The sequence below is a fragment of the Actinosynnema sp. NPDC037264 genome, assembly GCF_055603705.1.
This window is the reverse complement of record NZ_JBVJVK010000021.1, coordinates 1-20335: the sequence shown is the minus strand read 5'-3', so window position 1 is coordinate 20335 and position 20335 is coordinate 1. Positions and strand designations below refer to the sequence as shown.

The 20335-nt window shown below is 72.5% G+C and carries 15 protein-coding genes; 6 read left to right on the top strand and 9 right to left on the bottom strand.

Annotated features, from left to right (window positions below; translation table 11 throughout):
• Positions 1 to 8: 8 nt before the first annotated feature.
• The 5 genes from ACZ7GX_RS23095 to ACZ7GX_RS23075 form a co-directional block, all read right to left on the bottom strand.
• Positions 9 to 1067 (bottom strand): LacI family DNA-binding transcriptional regulator, encoded by a 1059-nt coding sequence (locus tag ACZ7GX_RS23095; protein ID WP_498779390.1) that lies wholly within the window; start codon positions 1065 to 1067, stop codon positions 9 to 11.
• A gap of 92 nt (positions 1068 to 1159) precedes the next feature.
• On the bottom strand, positions 1160 to 2920 hold the full coding sequence (locus ACZ7GX_RS23090; protein WP_498779389.1) for a glycoside hydrolase family 35 protein: 1761 nt from the start codon (positions 2918 to 2920) through the stop codon (positions 1160 to 1162).
• A 91-nt stretch (positions 2921 to 3011) separates the two neighbouring features.
• Positions 3012 to 4355 carry an ABC transporter substrate-binding protein gene (locus tag ACZ7GX_RS23085; protein WP_498779388.1) on the bottom strand — a complete coding sequence of 448 codons (1344 nt, stop codon included), beginning with the start codon at positions 4353 to 4355 and terminating at the stop codon, positions 3012 to 3014.
• 32 nt (positions 4356 to 4387) lie between these two features.
• Positions 4388 to 5197, bottom strand: a complete 810-nt coding sequence (locus tag ACZ7GX_RS23080) for a carbohydrate ABC transporter permease (RefSeq protein ID WP_498779563.1) — start codon at positions 5195 to 5197, stop codon at positions 4388 to 4390.
• Positions 5198 to 5253: 56 nt separating this feature from the next.
• Positions 5254 to 6183: a carbohydrate ABC transporter permease gene (locus ACZ7GX_RS23075; RefSeq protein ID WP_498779387.1), complete on the bottom strand. Its 930-nt coding sequence runs from the start codon at positions 6181 to 6183 to the stop codon at positions 5254 to 5256.
• 242 nt (positions 6184 to 6425) lie between these two features.
• Between ACZ7GX_RS23075 and ACZ7GX_RS23070 the strand changes: the two genes are divergently transcribed.
• Positions 6426 to 7838: a ricin-type beta-trefoil lectin domain protein gene (locus ACZ7GX_RS23070; RefSeq protein ID WP_498779385.1), complete on the top strand. Its 1413-nt coding sequence runs from the start codon at positions 6426 to 6428 to the stop codon at positions 7836 to 7838.
• Between the two features lie 43 nt (positions 7839 to 7881).
• Here the strand turns inward: ACZ7GX_RS23070 and ACZ7GX_RS23065 are convergent, their stop codons facing one another.
• Together ACZ7GX_RS23065 and ACZ7GX_RS23060 are read right to left on the bottom strand one after the other, a co-directional pair.
• Positions 7882 to 9186 (bottom strand): BNR repeat-containing protein, encoded by a 1305-nt coding sequence (locus ACZ7GX_RS23065; RefSeq protein ID WP_498779383.1) that lies wholly within the window; start codon positions 9184 to 9186, stop codon positions 7882 to 7884.
• Positions 9187 to 9262: 76 nt separating this feature from the next.
• Positions 9263 to 11302, bottom strand: a complete 2040-nt coding sequence (locus tag ACZ7GX_RS23060) for a glycoside hydrolase (protein ID WP_498779381.1) — start codon at positions 11300 to 11302, stop codon at positions 9263 to 9265.
• 172 nt (positions 11303 to 11474) lie between these two features.
• On the opposite strand from ACZ7GX_RS23060, the gene ACZ7GX_RS23055 reads away from it, so the two are divergent.
• A complete protein-coding gene (locus ACZ7GX_RS23055; protein ID WP_498779562.1) occupies positions 11475 to 12425 on the top strand; it encodes a sugar kinase in 951 nt (316 codons plus the stop codon).
• Between the two features lie 127 nt (positions 12426 to 12552).
• Here the strand turns inward: ACZ7GX_RS23055 and ACZ7GX_RS23050 are convergent, their stop codons facing one another.
• On the bottom strand, positions 12553 to 13662 hold the full coding sequence (locus tag ACZ7GX_RS23050; RefSeq protein WP_498779379.1) for a LacI family DNA-binding transcriptional regulator: 1110 nt from the start codon (positions 13660 to 13662) through the stop codon (positions 12553 to 12555).
• 143 nt (positions 13663 to 13805) lie between these two features.
• Here ACZ7GX_RS23050 and kduI point away from each other — a divergent pair, with 143 nt between their 5' ends.
• Together kduI and ACZ7GX_RS23040 are read left to right on the top strand one after the other, a co-directional pair.
• The gene (kduI, locus tag ACZ7GX_RS23045) at positions 13806 to 14636 is read left to right on the top strand and encodes a 5-dehydro-4-deoxy-D-glucuronate isomerase (protein WP_498779378.1); all 831 of its coding nucleotides are present in this window, start codon (positions 13806 to 13808) and stop codon (positions 14634 to 14636) included.
• Positions 14633 to 15403, top strand: coding sequence for an SDR family oxidoreductase (locus tag ACZ7GX_RS23040; RefSeq protein WP_498779376.1), 771 nt, complete (start codon positions 14633 to 14635; stop codon positions 15401 to 15403). The genes kduI and ACZ7GX_RS23040 overlap by 4 nt, the downstream gene beginning before the upstream one ends.
• Positions 15404 to 15427: 24 nt before the next feature.
• On the opposite strand, the gene ACZ7GX_RS23035 is transcribed toward ACZ7GX_RS23040, so the two are convergent.
• The gene (locus ACZ7GX_RS23035) at positions 15428 to 16537 is read right to left on the bottom strand and encodes a LacI family DNA-binding transcriptional regulator (protein ID WP_498779374.1); all 1110 of its coding nucleotides are present in this window, start codon (positions 16535 to 16537) and stop codon (positions 15428 to 15430) included.
• Positions 16538 to 16900: 363 nt separating this feature from the next.
• Between ACZ7GX_RS23035 and ACZ7GX_RS23030 the strand changes: the two genes are divergently transcribed.
• Together ACZ7GX_RS23030 and ACZ7GX_RS23025 are read left to right on the top strand one after the other, a co-directional pair.
• On the top strand, positions 16901 to 18859 hold the full coding sequence (locus ACZ7GX_RS23030; protein ID WP_498779373.1) for a DUF2264 domain-containing protein: 1959 nt from the start codon (positions 16901 to 16903) through the stop codon (positions 18857 to 18859).
• Between the two features lie 62 nt (positions 18860 to 18921).
• On the top strand, positions 18922 to 20226 hold the full coding sequence (locus tag ACZ7GX_RS23025; RefSeq protein ID WP_498779371.1) for an ABC transporter substrate-binding protein: 1305 nt from the start codon (positions 18922 to 18924) through the stop codon (positions 20224 to 20226).
• The last annotated feature ends 109 nt before the right edge of the window (positions 20227 to 20335 follow it).

Here is a 20335-nt window from a genome sequence, read left to right as displayed (position 1 = left end):
ACGTCCGGTCAGGCCGGGGGCGGCGCGGTGCTGGAGCGGACCACCAGGCGGGTCGGGACCAGGGTGGTGCCGGGCTTGGTGCGGTGGTGGTGCACCTGGCGCAGGACGCGTTCGACGCAGCGGCGGCCCACCTCGGTGAAGTCCTGGTGCACCGTGGTCAGGGGCGGGATGAAGGAGGTGGTGTCGGTGATGTCGTCGAAACCGACGACGCTGATGTCGCGCGGCACCACCTTCCCCTTCTCGTGGAACGCGCGCAGCAGGCCGAGGGCCATCTGGTCGTTCGCCGCGAACACCGCCGTGCAGCCGGGCTCGTCGGCCAGCGCCAGCCCCGCCCGGTAGCCGGAGTCGGCCGACCAGTCGCCCCGCGACATCGCGGGCACGGGCAGGCCCGCTTCGGCCAGGGTGGCGCGCCACGCCTCGGCGCGGCGTTCGGCGGCGTAGGAGTCCTCGGGGCCGGCGACGTGCCAGACCGTGCGGTGGCCGAGGTCGAGCAGGTGGCGCACGGCCTGGCGGGTGCCGTCGGCCTGGTCGGTGTCCACCACGGTGTAGCGGTCGCCGCCGTTGGAGTCGACGATCACGGCCGGGATGCCGAGCGGGAGCGTCATCGTGGCCGCGTCGAGGAGGTGGACCTCCATGATCACGATGACCGCGTCGACGGCCAGCTCGCCGAGCCGGGTGAACGCGCCGAGCACGCCGTCCTGGGTCGGCACCGCCACGGGGATCAACGTGATGGCGTAACCCTCGTGCGCGGCGTGGTCCACTATGGCCTCCAGGGTGCGGCTGTTGCCGACCGAGGAGAGGGTGAACAGGATGACGCCGATGGTGCGGAACTCGCCGTACTTCAGCGCGCGGGCCGCGCTGTTGGGCCGGTAGCCCAGGCGCCGCATGGCGTCCAGCACCTGCTCTCGCGTGGAGCCGACGACGCTGGGGTGCCCGTTGGACACCCGCGACACCGTCTGCGCCGACACACCGGCCAGCCGGGCGACGTCGGCCATGGACACCCGGCGGGCGGGCGCGCGCCGCACGGGGGGCTGCCCGGACGACCCGGACGCGGATTCCGCGGTCACGTCGGGGCTCCTTTCCACCGGCAGCGTCGACGCCGTGTGGCGCGTCGCCACTATAGCCGGTGCGGAACGCTACTTGTTTGCGTAAACATCGATCACGCCTCGGTGTGGCCGAGCAGCGGTCCCGGCACGAAGCGGGCCGTGGGGGTGGTCAGGGCGGCGAGTTCGAGGACGACCAGCTCGTTGTCCCCGGCGCGCAGCACCGGGCCGGGCACGTACAGGGTGCGCTGGGGCCCGCGTGACCAGTACCGGCCCAGGCAGAAGCCGTTGACCCACACCAGGCCACGACCCCAGCCGTCGGTGTCCAGGTGGAGGTCGGCGGGCCGGTCGAGGTCGAACCGGGCGCGCAGGAACACCGGACCCGGCACCGCCGCGGGCACGGGTGTGGCGCCCTCCCGACCGGTCCACGCCGCCGGCGGCGCGTCGAGGGCGAGCGGGAGCACGTCCCACCCGGTCAGGGGACGGCCGTCGAGGGTCGCGCCGCCGATGAGGCCCTTGGGCTCGCCGAGGCGCGGCCCGTAGTTGACCCGGCCGTGGTCCTCGACCAGGACGGCCAGCTCACCGGCCGCGCGGGGCAGGCCGAGGGCGCGTTGGTGGTGCTCGCGCAGCAGCGTCCCGACCGGTCGGCCGGCCAGGAACACCGAGGCGTGGTCGCGCACCTCGCCGAAGCACAGCACGGCGGGGTCCGAGGCGTCGACCCGCGTGGTCGCCAGCGCCAGCCGCGGCGCGCCGTCCAGGTCGTCGAGCGCGGGCACGGTGTCGTGGCGCTGCCAGGCGGTCGACCGCTTCGCCAGGTCCAGCAGGGGCACGGGATCGGTCAACGCCACCGTGAACCGCGGCGTCGGCCGTGCGGCGGGCGGCGGTTCGCCGGGCACGTCGTGGTGGCGCGCGATGACCTCGCGGAACGCGTGGTACTTGGCGGTGGGGTTGCCTGCCTCGTCGAGCGGGGCGTCGTAGTCGTAGGAGGTGATGGTCGGCTGGTAGGTGCCCTTGTCGTTGGCGCCGCTGGTGAAGCCGAAGTTGGTGCCGCCGTGGAACATGTAGACGTTGACCGAGGCGCCGGCGGAGAGCAGCGCGTCGAGCTCGGCGGCGCTGTCCGCGGCCGAGGTGGTGTGGTGGTGGCTGCCCCAGTGGTCGAACCAGCCGTTCCAGAACTCCGCGCACATCAGCGGCCCGGTCGGCTGGTGACGGCGCAGCGCGGCCAGCCGCTCGACCGCGCGCGAGCCGAAGGACGCGGTCCGGTGCAGGCCCTCCAGGCTGCCCGCCGCCAGCATCTCGTCGGTCGGCTGGTCGATCGTGGTCAGCGGCACGGTGATGCCGGCGTCGCGGGTGTGCTCCGCCAGGGTCTTGAGGTAGGTCTTGTCGTCGCCGAACGCGCCGTACTCGTTCTCGATCTGCACGAGGATGACGGGGCCGCCGTGCTGGACCTGGAGCGGGGCGACGACCTCGTAGACGCGGTCGAGGTAGGCCTTGACGGCGGCCAGGTAACGGGGTTCGGCGCGGCGGACGCCCACCTCGGGGTCGCGGAACAGCCAGGCGGGCAGGCCGCCGTTGTCCCACTCGGCGCAGATGTAGGGGCCGGGGCGGACGATCGCGTGCATGCCGGCGTCGGCGACCAGGCGCAGGAACCGGCCGAGGTCGAGCCCGCCGGTGAGGTCGAAGGCGTCCGGCGCGGGCGCGTGCGCGTTCCAGGCGACGTAGGTCTCGATGGTGTTCAAACCCATGCGCCGGGCCTTGTCGATGCGGTCGGCCCACTGGTCGGGGTGCACGCGGAAGTAGTGCAGGGCCCCGGACAGGATGCGGAACGGCCTGCCGTCGAGCAGGAAGTCGCGCTCGCCGATGCTGAAGTCGGGCACGGGGATCGGGTGTTCCTTCCGGGTGTGGCGCCGGGTGCGGCGCGGGTGCGCGGTGGCGGGACGGCCGGTCGGGGGCCGCCCCGCCGTCGGGTCAGCCGTTGACGGTGAAGCCCTGTTGGTTGCCGTACTCGACGAGCGCCTTCTGCCAGTCCACCAGACCGGGGTCGAGGCCGGTGGCGTCGGTGTAGGACTTGCCGACGGTGTCGTTGAAGACGGTGTTGGCGTAGAGCTGGTAGGGCAGGTAGCTCCAGCCCGGCAGGACCTGGCCGGCGGCGGCGGTCAGGACCTGGTTGATCTGCTGCCCGCCGAAGTAGGGCGAGGCCTTGTCCTTGAAGGCGGCGGAGTCGAGGTCGGCCTTCGTGGCGGGGAAGCCGCCGCTCTCCAGGAACGGCTTGACGCCGTTGCCGTTGTTGAGCCAGCGCACGAAGGCCGCCGCGAGCGCGGGCTTGGCGCTCTGCTTGAGCACCGACTGCGTGCTGCCGCCGTTCTCCGCGGTCACCGGCGTGCCGCCGTCGTAGGTCGGCAGCGGGGCGACGGCCCACTTGCCCGCGCCGCCCGGCACCGAGGACTCCAGCACACCGGGCATCCACGCGCCGGTCGCCAGCGTGGCGATAGTGCCGTCACCCAGCGCCTTGTACCACGCGTCGGTCCAGCCGGGGATGGTGGAGACCAGCTTCTCCTCGACGAGCTGGTCCCACGCGGCGGTCCACTTCTTCGCGCCCTCGTCCTGGAGGTCGATCTTCACGGACTTGCCGTCGGTGCGGAACGGCTTGCCGCCCGCCTGCCAGATCATGCTGGTCGCGAAGCCCGCGTCACCGGTGTCGTTGGTGATGTACTTGGTCGGGTCGGCGGCGTGCAGCTTCCTGGCCGCGTCGACGTACTCGTCCCACGTCTTGGGCACGGCGATGCCGTGCTGGTCGAAGAGCGCCTTGTTGTAGAACAGGGCCATGGGGCCGGAGTCCTGGGGCAGGCCGAACAGGCCGCCGCCGACCTTGACCGAGTTCCACGTCGAGGGGGTGTAGTCGCCCTCGAAGGCCTGGAAGCCGTACTGGCCGAGGTCGACCAGCGAGCCGGTCAGCGCGAACTGGGGGAGCGCCTGGTACTCGACCTGGGCGACGTCGGGTGCGCCGGAGCCTGCCTTGATGGCGTTCTGGAGCTTGGTGTAGTGGTCGTTGCCGGTGCCGGCGTTGACGTAGTTGACCTTGACGTTGGGGTGCTCCTGCTGGAAGGCCTCGACCTGCGCCTTGGCGGACGGGGTCCAACTCCAGTAGGTGATCTCGCCGCCGTCGCGCAGGGCGGCGTCGACCGCGTCCTGGGTGCCGGTCGCGCCGCCCGGCGTCGTGCCGCCGCCGTCGCCGGAGGAGCAGGCGGAGAGCGCGGTGGCGAGGGCGGTGGCCAGGACTATGGCCACCCGGCTGCGCCTGGTGGGTGACATCGTGGGGGTCCTTTCGCGGCGGTGGGAGAGGGTTACTGCTTGACGCTGCCCGCGGTCAAACCTGACTGCCAGAAGCGTTGGAGCAGCAGGAACGCGATGACGAGCGGGACGATGGTGATGACCGAGCCGGTGATCACGAGGTGGTAGATCGGCTGCGCGCCGACACCGGAGGCCTGGGCGCTCCACTGATTCAGCCCCACCGTGAGCGGGTACCAGTCGGGTTCGCTGAGCATGATCAACGGCAGGAAGTAGTTGTTCCACGTCGACACCACCGCGAACAGCGCGACCGTCACCACGCCCGGCGCGAGCAGGCGCAGGGTGACGGTGAAGAAGATCCGCAGCTCGCCCGCGCCGTCGATGCGGGCGGCCTCCAGCAGCTCGTCGGGCACGGCCTCGGTGGTGTAGGTCCACACCAGGTACAGGCCGAACGGGCTGACCAGCGACGGGATGATGATCGCCCACGGCGTGTTGGTCAGGCCCAGGTTGCTGAACATCAGGAACGTCGGCACGGCCAGCGCGGTGCCGGGGATCGCGATCGCGCCGAGCAGCACGGCGAACACGGCGCGCCGGCCGCGGAAGCGGTACTTGGCCAGGCCGTAGCCGGCCGCGGTGGCCAACGCGGTCGCGCCGCCCGCGCCCACGACGACGTAGAGCAGCGTGTTGCCCAGCCAGCGCAGGAAGATCCCGTTGTCGTGGGTGAACGTCTGCCCGATGTTGTCGAACAGCGCGAACGTGCCGCCGAACGCCAGCCCGGACGTGGAGAGCAGGTCCTGCTGGGTCTTGGTGGCGCTGATCAGCAGCCACGCCAGCGGCACCAGCGTGTAGACCAGGTACACCGCCATGACCGTGGTCAGCAGGCGGGACTTGCGGGGTCGGAGCGGGGACAGGGCCACGGTCCTCACGCACCCTTCCGCGTGCCGCGCAGCTGCACGACGTAGGCGATGATCGCGGTGATGACGCCCATGACGATCGCCACCGTGGCCGAGTAGTTGTACTGCTGGCCGCCGAAGGACAACGTGTAGGCGTACATGTTCGGCGTGTAGTACGTGCTGATCGCGTTAGGCGCCAACGCCCGCAGGATGTTCGGCTCGTTGAACAGCTGGAAGCTGCCGATGATCGAGAAGATCGTCGCGATCATCACCGCGCCCCGGATCGCGGGCAGCTTCACGCTCGCGATCGTGCGGAACGCGCCCGCGCCGTCGATGGCGGCGGCCTCGTACAGGTCGTGCGGCACGACTTTGAGCGCCGAGTAGAGGATCAGCATGTTGTAGCCGACGAACTCCCACGTCACGATGTTGCCGATCGACAACAGGATCCAGTCGCCCGACAGCGGCAGGACGACCTTGTCGCCCAGCAACCCGTTGAGGTCCGCGGCGAGGCCGAAGCTGTCGCCGTAGATGAAGCCCCACATCAGCGTCGCCACGACGGCCGGCACCGCGTAGGGCAGGAACACCACGATCCGGAAGAACCCCGCCGCGTGCAGCCGGGCGCTGTCGATCGCCAACGCCGCCACCAGCGCCAGGCCGAGCATGATCGGCACCTGGACGACCAGGAACAGCAGCACCCGCAGGAACGACTCCCAGAACTTCCCGTCCCGGAGCACCGCCGCGTAGTTGTCCAGCCCCACGAACTCCGTGCCGCCGAAGAACACCTGCTCGCGGAACAGGCTCAACCACACCGCGTAGACGATCGGCGCCAGGAACACCAACGCGAACACGGCCAGGAACGGCGCGACGAACAGCCAACCCTTCCGGTCGACGCGCAGGCGGCCGGCGTTCCGCGCCGGGCGTGCCGGTGGCGCCTCGACCGGCGCCGAGATGGACGTCATCGTCTCTCCTGTTGACCGCGGCGAAGATGTTTACGCAAACATTTGGCGGCCGACGCTAGCTCGTCGACTCGGGCCTGTCCAGGGGGCCGTGCGGCTCCGCGGTGGGTGCGGGGTCCCGGCCGATCCTCTTGACAGCCTGTCGCCGGGGTCACAGACTGGCGCGGCCGCCGCTCATGTTTGCGCAAACATGACGTGTTCCGCAAGGTCCCCTCCACCCGGCACCACTCAAGAGGAGATCAACGATGAACTCTTCGCCCACCCGACGCCTCTCGCGCGTCGCGGCGGCGGTCGGCTGCGCCTTGGGCGTGGCCGGGCTGCTGACCGCGACGGCCTCGCCCGCCAGTGCGGACACCAGCCAGTTCAAGGGGGTCAACTGGGCCGACCCGCGCGACAACTACGCCGCCGACGAGGTAGTGCCCTCGGGGTTGTCCAAATCGGACGACTACGCCACCACCCACGCCAAGGCGACGGCGGTCATCGGGCAGTTCCAGGCCAAGCTCGGCGCCAACACCGTGCGGCTGCCGGTGAACCCGGCCACGGTCAACGGCCCCTTCTGGAACTCCTACACCGGCGCGATCGACGCCGCCGCGGCCAAGGGGTTCAAGGTCGTCCTGGGCTACTGGGAGTCCCCGACGGCCAAGGACGGCCGCATCGACGACACCGCCGCGTTCAACACCATGTGGAACCGGATCACCGCGAAGTACGCGGCCGACGCCGCGGTGTACTTCGAGCCGATGAACGAGCCGTTCGGCTACAGCAGCCAGGAGTGGCGCGACGTCGCCGCGAACTGGTTGACCGCCCGGCCGTCCGTGCCGCGCGGCCGGGTGTTCATCGGCGGCACGGGCTACAGCGAGGACGTCAAGCCGGTGTGCGCGGACAGCCGGCTCGACGGCACGTACCTCGCGCTGCACCAGTACGGTTTCTGGCACAAGGACTGGACCAGCCCGCAGCAGTGGGCCGACGACCTCCGGGCGCGCATCGGCACCTGCGCCTCGCGCACCGTGCTGGACGAGTTCGGCGCCGAGATGACCTCGGGCCTGGACTACAACGGTCCGGTCAACGGCTCCTACGAGGTCGCCTACCTCCAGGCCGCGACCGACACCCTGCGCTCGCTGCGCATGGGCTCGGTGTACTGGCCGGGCCTGCGCACCGGTGACAGCTACTCCCTGACCACCCTGAGCGGCAGCGGCGCCAACCTCACCCTGAACGTCACCAACCCCAGCGGCGCCGACCGGCTGCGGTGGGCGTGGGGCGGCGGTACCACCACGCCGACCGACGGCGTGCTGCGCGGGGCCGGGTCCAACCGGTGCCTCGACGTTCCGGGCGCGAGCCGGACCAACGGCACGGCGCCGACGCTCTGGGACTGCAACGGGGGCGCCAACCAGCAGTGGGCCCACACCGCCGCCCAGGAGCTGCGCGTCTACGGCGCCAAGTGCCTCGACGCCGAGGGCGGTGGCGGCACCGAGGCCCGGTTGATCATCTGGGACTGCCACGGCGGCGCGAACCAGAAGTGGACCCTGCACTCGAACGGCACGGTGACCAACAACCAGTCCGGCCTGTGCCTCGACGTGACCGGTGAGGCCACCGCGAACGGCAGCGCGGTCGGGTTCTGGCACTGCAACGGCAAGCCGAACCAGGTCTGGCGGCGTAGTTGAGGGCACGACCGGGTTCCCGCCGACGCGGGAACCCGGTCGCCCGTCAGGCCAGTCGGAAGTCCGCGACCCGGATCGGCGACGGCGTGGTGCCCGACGAGGCCTGCTGGTACTGCACGGACAGGACGCCGTCGACCGCGACCCGCGACGCGTCGACGTTGACCTCGCCGAACGCGTTCATCGCCGGCCGGTCGAAGAGCAGGGTCCAGTCGGTCCACCCACTCGCCTCGCTCGCCGCCACGATCCGGCCGCGCGGCATCACCAGGTAGGCGTTGTCGGCGTGGTCGAAGACCAGTTTCGTGCGCTGGGTGCTGCGGGGCGGCACGGGCACCTCGCGCTTGGTCCACGTGCCTCCCGAGCGGGTGAGGTGGAAGGTGCGCGCGTACCGCGCCCGCTGCGCGGCGTAGTCCGACACGCACCGGGTGAACCGCTCCGGCACGTAGCTGATCACCACGTGCGGCGTGCCGGTCGAGTCGACGGCCTGGCTCTCCTGGTTCATGAGCGCGTGGTCCGGGCCGAGGTGGTCGACGAGGACGCCGGGGGAGGAGACGGCCACGCGCTCCCCGCCGGTCGTGCCCACGACGGCGCCCGCGCCGGTGCGCCAGGTGCGGCCCCGGTCGTCGCTGCGGACGTAACCGGTGTCGTGGTTGGTCAGGCCGCCGGGCGCGCACAGCACGCCGGGATCGTCCTCGCGCCACGTGAAGGCGGCGTGCAGGCGTCCGTGCCGGTCGTAGTCCAGCCCGTGCAGGTACATGTTGCGCCTCGTGGACACGACACCGCTCGGCCCGGTGTACTCGCCGGTCGCCGAACTCCAGGCGCCCAGCCGTCGCCAGGTCCCGCGGTCGTACTCGGCCAGCTCGTTGACGCCGTTCCCGGACCTGCCGGTGCGGTAGCTCAGCTGGAGGACCCCTTCCGGGGTCACCACGAACTGGGGGTAGCTCAGCTCGCCCGGGTCGACGCCGTCCAAAGTCCGTTGCACCGCGCCGAACGCCGCCGCGTCCCAGGAGGTCGTGAGCGGTCGCGTGACGAGGCCCGGGATCGACTTCACGTAGAAGACGGGGTTGTCGTGCGTGTCCATCGCGACGTGCAGCGTCCCGTCCTGCGGGGAGATGCCGAGCGAGATCACGTTGTGCGAGTCGTCCACGCTCAGCCGGTGCGGCAGCACGACCTTCTCCCACGCGCCGCCGAGCGGCCTGCGCGCCACGACGGCGTGGCGGCTGCCGGTGTACCAGGTCGCGTACTGGTGACCGGCGAAGGTGACGATCGCGTCCCGCTGGAAGGAGTTGTTGTTGACCACGCCGTCGTAGGACACGAAGAACAGCGCGGCCGGGTCCAGCAAGGTGTCGGACACCAAGGTCGCTTTCGGTGCGAGCGCTCGCCCGGTGTCCGACACCATCGCCGTCCCTCTCGTCGGTTCGCCGTACCGGTCAGCTCGTGCGCGGGGTCCGGTCCACGACCGTCCACCGCTGGTTCGACCCCGAGTTGGGCACGTACACGCCCACCCTGGTGCCGACGCCCGTGCCCTGGCCGACCACGTCGAAGAGCCGGCCGGTGGCGGCGTTGACGAACGTGTAGCTGCCGTCGCCCGTGGTCGACATGATCCACTGGGCGGCCGGGTCGGTCTGCGCGCCCGGTTCGAGCACGAGGTTGCCGCCCCGGTCGGCCAGGCGCTTGCCGCTGTCGTGCCGCACCGCGTAGCGCTCGCGGTTGCCGATGCCCGCGGTCACCGGCTCGATGCGCCACCGCGCGGTCGCGTCGGCCTGGTCGGCGGCGCCGAGCACGACCGAGTTCCCGTCGGCGGAGGGCACCAGCGCCTTGCCGCTCTGCACGCCGTTCAGCGTGTAGCTGTGACCGGGCTGCACCAGCGCCGCGTCGGACGCCACGCCGCGCACGCCGTCGACCACGAAGGTGGTCACCGACTTGGCGGGCACGGTGAGCGTCGCCGAGCGGTCCGCGACCCGCACCGCCTTGCCCCGCACCAGACCGCCGTCGACATCGCTGACGACCGGCGTCACCGAGGCGTTCGCGTGGACCGCGCCGAAGCGCGACAGGTCGAGCGTGACGGCGCGCGGCTCGGTGGTGTTGTTGATGTGGACGACCGTGGCGGACGAGCCGTCGGCGGACACCGCGGCCAGGCTGGACGTGTTGTCCACCTTGATGACGTGGTCACCCGGTCGCACGAAGTGGGTGAAGTTGCGGATGGTGTGGAACTTGGTGTTCGTGCGGATCGGGCACGTCACGGGCGTGGCGTCGGCCGGGCAGTCGAACGGGACCTGGATCGCGCCCCAGTTCTTGCCGGCCGCGGCCTGCGGGTTGTAGTCCTCGATCGCCTGCCACAGCAACCACGCGGACGGTTCCAGCTCGCGCATGTCGTTGACGATCCGCTCGGCGATGCCCAGTCCCGGCTCCATGCTGGTGAAGCTCTGGCCGGTGCCCCAGGTGCCGTCCACCTCGCTCATCCACAGCGGCTTGTCGGCGCCCTTGGCGATGTCGCGCGCGGACGTGCGGTGGCCGGTGCCGTAGGTGTGCACGTTGAGCTGGTCGACGGCGGCCTTGCCCTCGGCGCCGTAGGCGTTCCAGTTGGTGCGGAAGATGGTGGGGCTGGTCTCGTCCATGGCGGACAGTCGGGCGTCGAGCGCCGAGTCGTCCAGTGCCCGGCGGAGGGCGAGGACCACGCTCTGCTGGAGGGCCGGGCCCGCGTGGGCGCCCTCCTGCCTGCCCCCGGTCGGCTGACCGTCCGGACCGAGCTGGGTGCCCCAGTACGGGGTGTTCGGCTCGTTGAGGGGATCGATGGTGTCGAACCGGATGCCGTGGGTCCGCTCGATGTGCTCGGAGACCCGGACCAGGTAGGTGGCGAAGTCGTCCACCCGGTCGGCGCGGATCTGGTCGGCGGAGGGGTCGAACCCGCCGGAGACGTACCCGCTGACGGTCTGGAACCACGGCGGCGAGTTGCTGAACGCCTCCCAGTGGCTGACCTCGTCCTTGATCCGGTCGATCCACCAGCGCTGGTTGGCGTCGGCCGAGAGGTCCCAGTGGGCCGGGTCGTCGGGGTTCCACCAGTCCACGTCCTCGCGGGTGGTGCCCTCCGGCGCCCGCCAGAAGCCCTCCATCGTCGCGCCGGCCTTCATGTAGTCGTCGCGGACGTCGGGCGCGTTGCCGCCGCCGATGTTGTAGCGGGCGATGTTGAGCCGCAGGCCGTCGTCGCCGTAGAGCAGGTTGGCGAGGCGGTTGCGGATCGCGTCGGGGTAGCCGCCGGTGGCGTTGGCGAACCAGACGAGGCTCGTGCCCCAGCCCTCGAACGCGGGCTGCTGGTAGGACGGGTCCGGCCGCACGGTGACCGCGGCGGTCGCGTCCTGCGCGCCGGCGGTCGACGGGTACGTCACCGCCAGGGTCGCGACCACCGCGGTGGCCAGGCCGGCGGCGGCCAGCCTCGACCGGGAACGGCGGGGTGTTCGGCGAGGGTTCATCGTCGTTGATCTCCTCTGCGGTGTCCGGGCCTGGCCGGTGGTGGAGCGGGAGAGCAAGAGCAAGTCGGTGCCGGGACGAGCATGTGCGATCGTTTAAGTCGAGTCAAGCACTATTTGATCGTTTACGATCGTTTTGTTCGGGTCTGAGACCGAAGGAGTCGAAGTGGTCGCGGTGCTGTGCGTTGGCGAGACCATGGCCGTGTTCACCCCCGCCGAAGCGGGGCCTCCCGAGGACGTGCGCGCCTGGACGCGGGGCACCGGCGGCGCGGAGTCCAACGTGGCCTGCGCGCTGGCCGCGCTCGGCGTCCCCGTCGGCTGGGTGAGCGCGGTGGGCGACGACCCGTTCGGTCGGGCGGTCGTCGCGTCCGTGGCGGGTGCGGGCGTGGACGTCTCGCGCGTGGTGGTCGACCCGACCCGGCCCACCGGCCTGTACATCAAGGAAGCGGGCCGGACCGGCAGCGCCGTGCGCTACTACCGCGCGGGCTCGGCGGCGTCCGCGCTCGGGCCGGAGCTGGTCGACCGGCTGGACCTGGGCGCGGTGTCGTTCGTGCACCTGACCGGCATCACGGCCGCGCTGTCGCCGTCGTGCCTGGCGCTGGTGCACGCCCTGCTGGACCGCCCCGGCGTCACGACGTCGTTCGACGTGAACTGGCGACCGGCGCTGTGGGGTCCGTCGGGGCCGGACGTGCTGCGCTCCCTGGCCGCGAAGGCGGACCTCGTCCTGGTCGGGGACGACGAGGCCGAGGCGCTGTGGGGCGTGTCCGAGCCGGCCGCGGTCCGGGAGGTGCTGCCCGAACCCGGCGCCGTGGTGGTCAAGCAGGGCGCGACCGGCGCGTCCGTGCTGGCGGCGGGCGCGGAGCCGGTGTTCGAGCCCGCGCTGGAGGTGGACGTCGTGGAACCGGTCGGCGCGGGCGACGCCTTCGCCGCGGGTTTCCTGGCGGGCCGCCTGGCAGGCGCTCCACCCGGGCGCTGCCTGCGCTCCGGTCACCTCGCCGCGGCCGGGGCGCTGTGCACGATGTCCGACGTCGCCGTGCCGCTGCCACCGGCCGACGTGGCACGGCTGCTCGTCGCCGATCCGGCCACGTGGGCCGCCGCACGCGTCAGCGCGGCAGGTGTGCGGTAAGCCGGGTGCGGAAGGTCGCGTTGGTGCGGTTGGCGTGCGGTGATCCCTCACCAGGGTGGTCACCGCACGCCTCAGCACGGCCTGCGTGCCGTGAACCGGGCGGGTCGGTGGGGCCGGCGTGCGGTGATCAGCGCAGTGCGTCCGCGCGTGCGCCGGTCGAGGCGCGTTCACGCAGTTCGGAGCTGAGGACGACCCGGCGCACCGGCCGGTCGGGGCCTTGGGCCAGGCGTTCGAGCGCCAAGTGCACGGCGGTGCTGCCCACGGCGTACTTGGGCGGGCGCATGGCGGTCAGCGGCGGGTGGGCGAACCTGGCCACCTCGTCGTCGTAGGCGACCACCGACAGGTCGGCCGGCACCCGGATGCCGCGTTCCTCGGCGCGCTGCACCAGCGACACCGCCTCGCGGTCGGAGTGCACGACCAGCGCGGTGGCCCCGTGCTCGGCGCACAGGTCCAGCACCCGGTCGACGTCGACCGCCCAGCCCGGCTCGTAGTAGGCGGCGACGCTGACCTCCGGCGCGGGCCGCAGCCCGAGGTCGGTCATCGCGTCGTGCCAGCCGTCGCGGACCTGACCGGACGTGGGGCTGGTCGCGCTGATCGCCAGCCCGATGCCGCGATGCCCCTGGCCGTGCAGGTGGCGGACGGCGAGCTCCGCGCCCGCCGCGTGATCGGTGCGCACGGACTCGACGTGCTGCCGGTACGGGCCGGACACCGCCGAGCGCTCCACCAGGACCACCGGCACGGGCAGCGCCGTCAGCCAGGCGAGGAGCTCCTCGGCCCCCGCGCCCCGGGTCGGCGGCGCGACGAGCAGCGCGTCGACCGCGCCGCTGCCCATCATCCACTCGACCTGGTGCCGCACGTCGTCGACCTGGTAGGACGCCCCGCGCAGCACGAGCCGGGCGCACTTCTCGTGCGCGGTGTCCTGCGCGCCGCGGATGACCTCGGGCCAGTAGTAGTCCAGCGACGGCACGACCATCCCGATCGCGGGCGTCGTGTCCTCGCCGGACGGCTCGGCGGGCACGTCGGCGACCAGCCTGACCCCGCCGTGCACCCGTTCCACCAGGCCCTCGGCGGCCAGGTCGTTCACGTCCCGCCGCACGGTGACCGGCGTGACGCCCATGGCCTGGGCGATGTGCGTGATCCGCACGACGCCCCGGCCCGCCAAGTGCTCCAGCAGCCACTGCCGTCGGGCGGCGGGCAGCATCGCGCCCTTGGCCTCCGCACCCGGTTTGTCCGCCATGACCGCCTGCTCGCCTCGTCGTTCTGATCGAAACTGATCGTAACAAGCAAACTGTACAGTCTTGCCCTTCCTTTGTGTCTGAGATTGACTGTTTCCGACCGTCACCTGAGTGAAACGATCCGACCGAAGGAAGGCGACGCAACGTGGAGCAGCGCTACGCGACCGCGCCGCAGCAGGTCCCGTCCATGACCACGGACGACCTGCGGCAGCACTACCTGGTCGAAGACCTGTTCGCCGACGGCGAGGTGCGCGCGGTCTACAGCCACCACGACCGGGTGGTGCTGGTGGGCGCGCTGCCGAGCGCCGGCCCGTTGCACCTGCCGGCGTTCCCGGAGCTGAAGTCGGAGCGGTTCTTCGACCGCCGCGAAGCCGGGATCGTCAACGTGGGCGGACCGGGCACGGTGACCGTCGACGGCGAGGAGCACCGGCTCGCGCCGACCGCCTGCCTGTACGTCGGCCGCGGCGTCGCGGAGGTGTCGTTCGCGTCCGACGACGCCGAGGCGCCCGCCGCCTTCTACCTGTTCTCCGCGCCCGCGCACACGGCCTACCCGACCGTGCTGGTGGAGCCGGGCGCCGGCACCGTGCGCGAGCTGGGCGACCCGCTGACCTCGAACCGCCGCACGCTCACCCAGTACATCCACGAGAACGGCGTCCGCAGCTGCCAGGTCGTGATGGGCGTGACGTCGCTGCACCCCGGCAGCATGTGGAACACCATGCCCGCGCACACCCACGAGCGCCGCATGGAGGTCTACCTCTACTTCGGCCTGCCCGAGGACGCCCGCGTCGTGCACCTGCTCGGCGAGCCGAACGAGACCCGGCACCTGGTGGTGGCCGACCGCCAGGCGGTGATCTCGCCGCCGTGGTCGGTGCACAGCGGCGTCGGCACGGCCGCGTACAGCTTCGTCTGGGCCATGGCGGGGGAGAACCAGGCGTTCGACGACATGGACCCGCACCCCGCGGCGGCGCTGCGATGACGCCGGAGGCGGCCGGCCTGCTCGACCTGACCGGCAAGACAGCCGCGGTCACCGGGGCGGCGCGCGGCATCGGGCTGGCCGTCGCACGGCTGCTGGCCGCCGCGGGCGCGGACGTGATCGGCATCAGCGCGTCCATGCCAGAGGGCGACAGCCCGGCACGGGCCGCGGTCGAGGGCGAGGGCCGGGTGTTCACCCCCGTGCGGACCGACTTCGCCGACCACGCGCAGGTGGCCGAGCTGGGTGCTCTCCTGGCCGCGCGGGAGGTGGACGTCCTGGTCAACAACGGCGGCACGATCCGCCGCGCGCCCGCCGCCGAGCACAGCGACGCCGACTTCGACCACGTGATCGACGTCAACCTGCGCGCCACCTGGACGCTGTCGCGCGACGTCGGCCGCGCGATGCTGGCCCGCGGCTCGGGCCGGATCGTCAACGTCGCGTCCATGCTGAGCTTCCAGGGCGGGATCACCGTGCCCGGGTACACGGCGTCGAAGTCCGCGGTGGCCGGCCTGACCAAGGCACTGGCCAACGAGTGGGCGCACCGCGGCGTCAACGTCAACGCCGTCGCGCCGGGCTACGTCGCCACCGACAACACCGGCGCCCTGCGCGCGGACCCGGACCGCAACCGGTCCATCCTCGACCGGATCCCGGCGGGTCGCTGGGCCGAACCGGAGGACATCGCGGGCGCGGTGCTGTTCCTGTGCTCCCGCGCGGCCGACTACGTCCACGGCGTCGTCCTCCCGGTCGACGGCGGCTGGCTGGCGCGGTAGGTGCGGTGGGTGCGGTGGGTGCGGTCAGGCGGGCGGCGGGACCGACGAGCCGCGCACGCGCAGGGACGGGGTGATCACCACCCGGTGCGACGGCCGGTCCGGGTCGTGCAGCCGGGCGGCCAGCAGCGACACCGCCGCCCGGCCGATGGAGCGCCGCGCCGGGCGCACGGCGGTGAGCGCCGGCGTGAACAGCGCCGCCACCTCGTCGTCGTAGGCCACCACCGACAACCCGGACGGCACCTGCACGCCGCGCTGCTCGGCGCGCTGCACCAGGGCCATCGCCTCGGTGTCGGCGTGCACGAGCACCGCCGTGGTGCCGGTGGCGGCCAACGCGTCGAGCACCTCGTCCAGCGCGGTGTCCCACCCGGCCGTGCCGGGCGTCGGGATCGAGGTGTCCACGGTGGACCGCGGGTCGCGGCCGGTCTCGGCGCACGCGTCGAGCCAGCCCCGGTGCACGTGCGGGGAGGTCGGGCTGTTCTCGCTGGTCACCAGGCCGACCTTGCGGTGGCCCAGGGACACGAGGTGGTGCACGGCCATGGCCGCGCCCAGGGCGTGGTCGGACACCACCGACTCCACGACGGCCTGGCGCGGGCCCACCGTCGCGACGCGCTCGACGAGCACGACCGGGGTGTCGATGGTGCTCAGCCACTCGATCGTGGCCGCCGCCGACGGCGCGGTCAGGCTCGGCGCGGCGATCAGCCCGCACACGTCCTCGTGGTCCAGCAGCCGCTCCAGCTGGGGCCGGTCGTCGGCGCTCCCGTAGGACGAGCCCCGGAGCAGGATCCGCAGCCCGTTCGCGGACGCTTCCTCCTCCGCGCCGCGGACCACCTCCGGCCAGTAGTAGTCGAGCGAAGGGACCAGCATGCCCGCAGCGCCGAAGTGCACGGGCTCCGCCGGGGCCTCTAACGGCTGCGTCGCGGCCGGCAGGAGCTCGGCGGTGGGCAGCGTGGCGCCGCCGTGCACCCGGCGCAGCAGGCCCTCGCCGTCGAGGTGGGCGATGTCGCGGCGCAGCGTCACGGCGGTGACGCCCATCTTGTCGCTGAGGTCGGAGATGCGGACCATGCCGTCGCGGCGCAGCGCCTCCAGGATCGAGGCGCGCCTCTTGGCGGCGAGCGTGCGGGACTCGGTGTTCACGACGCGTCCGCCGCGGTGGCGCGTGGCGACGGCGCCGCGGCGTCGGGCCGGGGTCCTGTGGTCGGCCGGGCCGTCGCCCGCGTCCCGCCGGCCGCACCGTCCCCCATGCGCGCTTTCGTCACCGCACGTCCTCTCGTCGTTGATCGTGACCCCAATTATGTGGGCGGCCCGCCGTGACACCCCACGGCGACAGGCCGGTCCGCGCCCACGCCGTCCCCGCGCGGATGCGTGCGAAGAGCGTTCATGTGAGTCTTGACACGATCGCTCCTGCACGTATTTACTACTTAACAGGCAAAGCGATCAAAAACGAAAGTAACTGTGCACTGTTTGATCGAACGCCTTCGACGCTGAAGGACGAGTCACATGCCGCCGGAACCCCTGTTGAGGGCCGCACCACCGACCCCGGTCGCCGGGTGGACCCGCGACCAGTGGGCGGGCACGGCCGACGCCATGCTGCGCGCGGTGCGCCCCTTCGCCTCGCCGGGCCGCGCGCGGATCACCCTGCCCGGACCGGCCGGCGGCTACGGGACCGACGTGGACGGCCTGGAGGGCTTCGCCCGCACGTTCCTGCTCGCGGGTTTCCGGATCGCGGGCGAACGCGGCGCCGACCCGGACAACCTCGCCGAGTTCTACGCCGAGGGCATCGCGGCGGGCACCGACCCGTCGTCCCCGGACCGCTGGGTGCGCCTGGACGAGCACCCGCAGGCCAAGGTCGAGGCCGCCTCGCTGGCGCTCGCGCTGGACCTGACCCGCCCGTGGCTGTGGGACCGCCTGGACCCGGCCGTGCGGGAGCGGGTCGTCGCCTACCTCGCGCCCGCCGTGGGCGACCCGACCTACCCGCGCATCAACTGGGTGTGGTTCCGGCTGGTGGTGCAGGCGTTCCTGCGGTCGGTCGGCGGCCCCTGGTCGCCGGACGACGTCGAAGAGGACCTCGCCACCCACGACGGCTTCCTCCGCGAGGACGCCTGGATGGCGGACGGCCACGAGCGCGCGTTCGACCACTACGTCGGCTGGGCGCTGCACGTCTACCCGCTGCTGTGGTCGCGGATGCCCGGCGCGGCCGGCTTCGCCGAGGCCCGCCGCGACCGGGACACGGCGCTGCTCGACCGCTTCCTGCTCGACGCCGTGCGCCTGGTCGGCGCGGACGGGTCGCCGCTCGTGCAGGGCCGCAGCCTGACCTACCGCTTCGCCGCCGCCGCGCCGTTCTGGGCCGGCGCCCTCGCCGAGGTGCCGTCCACGCCGCCCGGGGTGCTGCGCCGGGCCGCGACGAGCGTCGTGCGCCACTTCGTCGACCGGGGCGCCCTCGACGAGCACGGCCTGCTGTCCCTGGGCTGGCACGGGCGGTGGCCGCGCATCGCGCAGGCGTACTCGGGTCCGGGCTCGCCGTACTGGGCGGTGAAGGGCATGCTCGGGCTGGCCCTGCCCGCCGACCACCCGGTGTGGCTGGCCGGGGAACTGCCGCTGCCGGTCGAGCGGGGCGACTACGTGCGGGCGATCAAGGCGCCGGGCTGGCTGGTCAGCGGCACGGCCGCGGACGGCGTCGTGCGAGTCGTCAACCACGGCACGGACCACGCGGTCCCCGGTGACACCAGGGGCGACTCCCCGCTCTACGCCCGCTTCGGCTACTCCACCGCGACCAGCCCGTTGCTGGACCGGGGCAGCTGGGCCGATCCGGCCGACCAGGCCGTCGTGCTGGTCGACGCCGAGGGCCGGGCGTCCCACCGGTCCGGCATGGCGGTCGGCGCCACCGAGGTGGTCGACGCGGACGGCGTCGCCGTGGGCGTCGGCTCCTCGTCCGGCGTCGTGCGCTGGCTGGAGCCCGACGAGGCGCAGCAGGGCCACGGCTCGGGCTGGTCGGGCCGCCACCACGACGCGGGCACGGTCACCGTGCACTCGTTGGTCCGCGGTCCGTGGGAAGTCCGCCTGGTCCGCGTGGACGACGTCGCCGAGGACCGCCCGCCGGTGGCCCTGCGGCTGTCCGGGTGGGCCGTCGCGGGCGCGGACGTCGACATCCGGTCCACCGAAGCGCCGTGCGTCCAGGGTGACGACGGCACGCGCTCGACGCTCACCGTCCTCGTAGGACAGACGACCGACTCGGGCGTGTCCGTGCACGAGGACGCCGGACCCCTCGGACCGGTCGCCGCGGTCCCGTGGGCCCGGTGCCCCGTCGTGCCCGGCGAGTGGTTCGCCGTCCTGCTGGAACTGGCGCGCGGCGCCGGCTCCTGGTCCGTCGAACCCGAGGTCCGGCTCGACCTCGGGCCGACGACCCGGGTCACCACCCGGTGGCCCGACGGCGCGCGCACCCGCGTCGCGCTGTCCTGACCGGCGGGCAACCCACCCGCGCTCCCCGTTCTCCCCGTGGCTCGACCAGGAAGTGAAGGACCATGCGACACCGCCATCCCCGGTGGACCGCCATCGCGGCCGCCGTCACCGCCCTCACGCTCACCGCGACCGCCTGCGGCGCCGACGAACCCGCCGACACCGGCGGCCCGGTCACGCTGACGATGAGCGCGTGGAGCATGAAGACCACGCCCGAGTTCCAGAAGCTCGCCGAGGCGTTCCAGGCGCAGAACCCGGAGGTGAAGGTCGAGTTCAAGGAGTACGACGCCACCAACTACGACACCCAGCTGACCGCGGACCTGGCGGCCGGCAGCGCGCCCGACCTGTACGTCCTGAAGAACCTCAAGAACTTCATCACCTACCAGGCGGGCGAGCAGCTGCTGGACGTCTCCGACGTCGCGGGCGGCCTCGGTGACAAGGTCAACGGCCTCGGCAACTACAAGGTGGACGGCGTGACGTACGCCGTGCCCTACCGGCAGGACTCCTGGTACCTCTACTACAACAAGGACCTCTTCACCGCGGCGGGCGTGACGCCGCCGAGCGAGACCTGGACGTGGGCGGAGTACGAGAAGGCCTCGGCGGACCTGGCGGCGGGGCTGAAGGCCGCCGGATCGCCCGCCAAGGCCGCCTACCAGCACGTCTGGCAGTCGACGGTGCAGGGCCTGGCGCTGGCCCAGACGCAGGGCGCCGACCTCGGCAGCGGTGACTACGGCTACCTCGCGCCCTACTACAAGCGCGCGCTGGAGCAGCAGCAGGCAGGCGCGCAGGTGGACTACGGCACGGCGACCACGAACACCCTGCAGTACCAGGCGCAGTTCGGCACGCAGCAGGCCGCGATGATGCTGATGGGCAGCTGGTACGTCGCGACCCTGCTCGCGCAGCAGAAGGCCGGCACCGCGCAGCCGTTCCAGTGGGGCTTCGCGCCGGCGCCGCAGGCCGACGCGGGCGCCAAGGACAAGCCGATCACCTTCGGCGACCCCACCGGCATCGGCGTCAACGCCGCGATCGACGAGAACAAGGTCGCGGCCGCCAAGAAGTTCCTGACCTTCGTCGCGGGCGAGGGCGGCGCCACGGCGCTGGCGTCCATCGGCATCACGCCCGCGACGCTGACCGACCCGGTGGTGCAGGCGTACTTCGGGGTGCAGGGCATGCCGTCCGACGAGCTGTCCCGGTTCTCGTTCACCACGCACGACACCCGTGCGGAGAACCCCGTCTCGGCGCAGACCGCCGCGTTGCAGAACATCCTGCAGGAGACCCACTCGGCGATCATGTCCGGGAGCACGCCGGTGGACGAGGCGCTGACCAAGGCGGGCGAGCGGGCCCGCAGCGAGGTCCTCGAGTCCAAGTGACCGCCCGGGGGGGGGGGGGGGGGGGGGGGGGGGGGGGGGGGGGGGGGGTGGACGGGGGGGGGGGGGGGGGGGGGGGGGGGGGGGGGGGGGGGGGGGGGGGTGGGGAGGA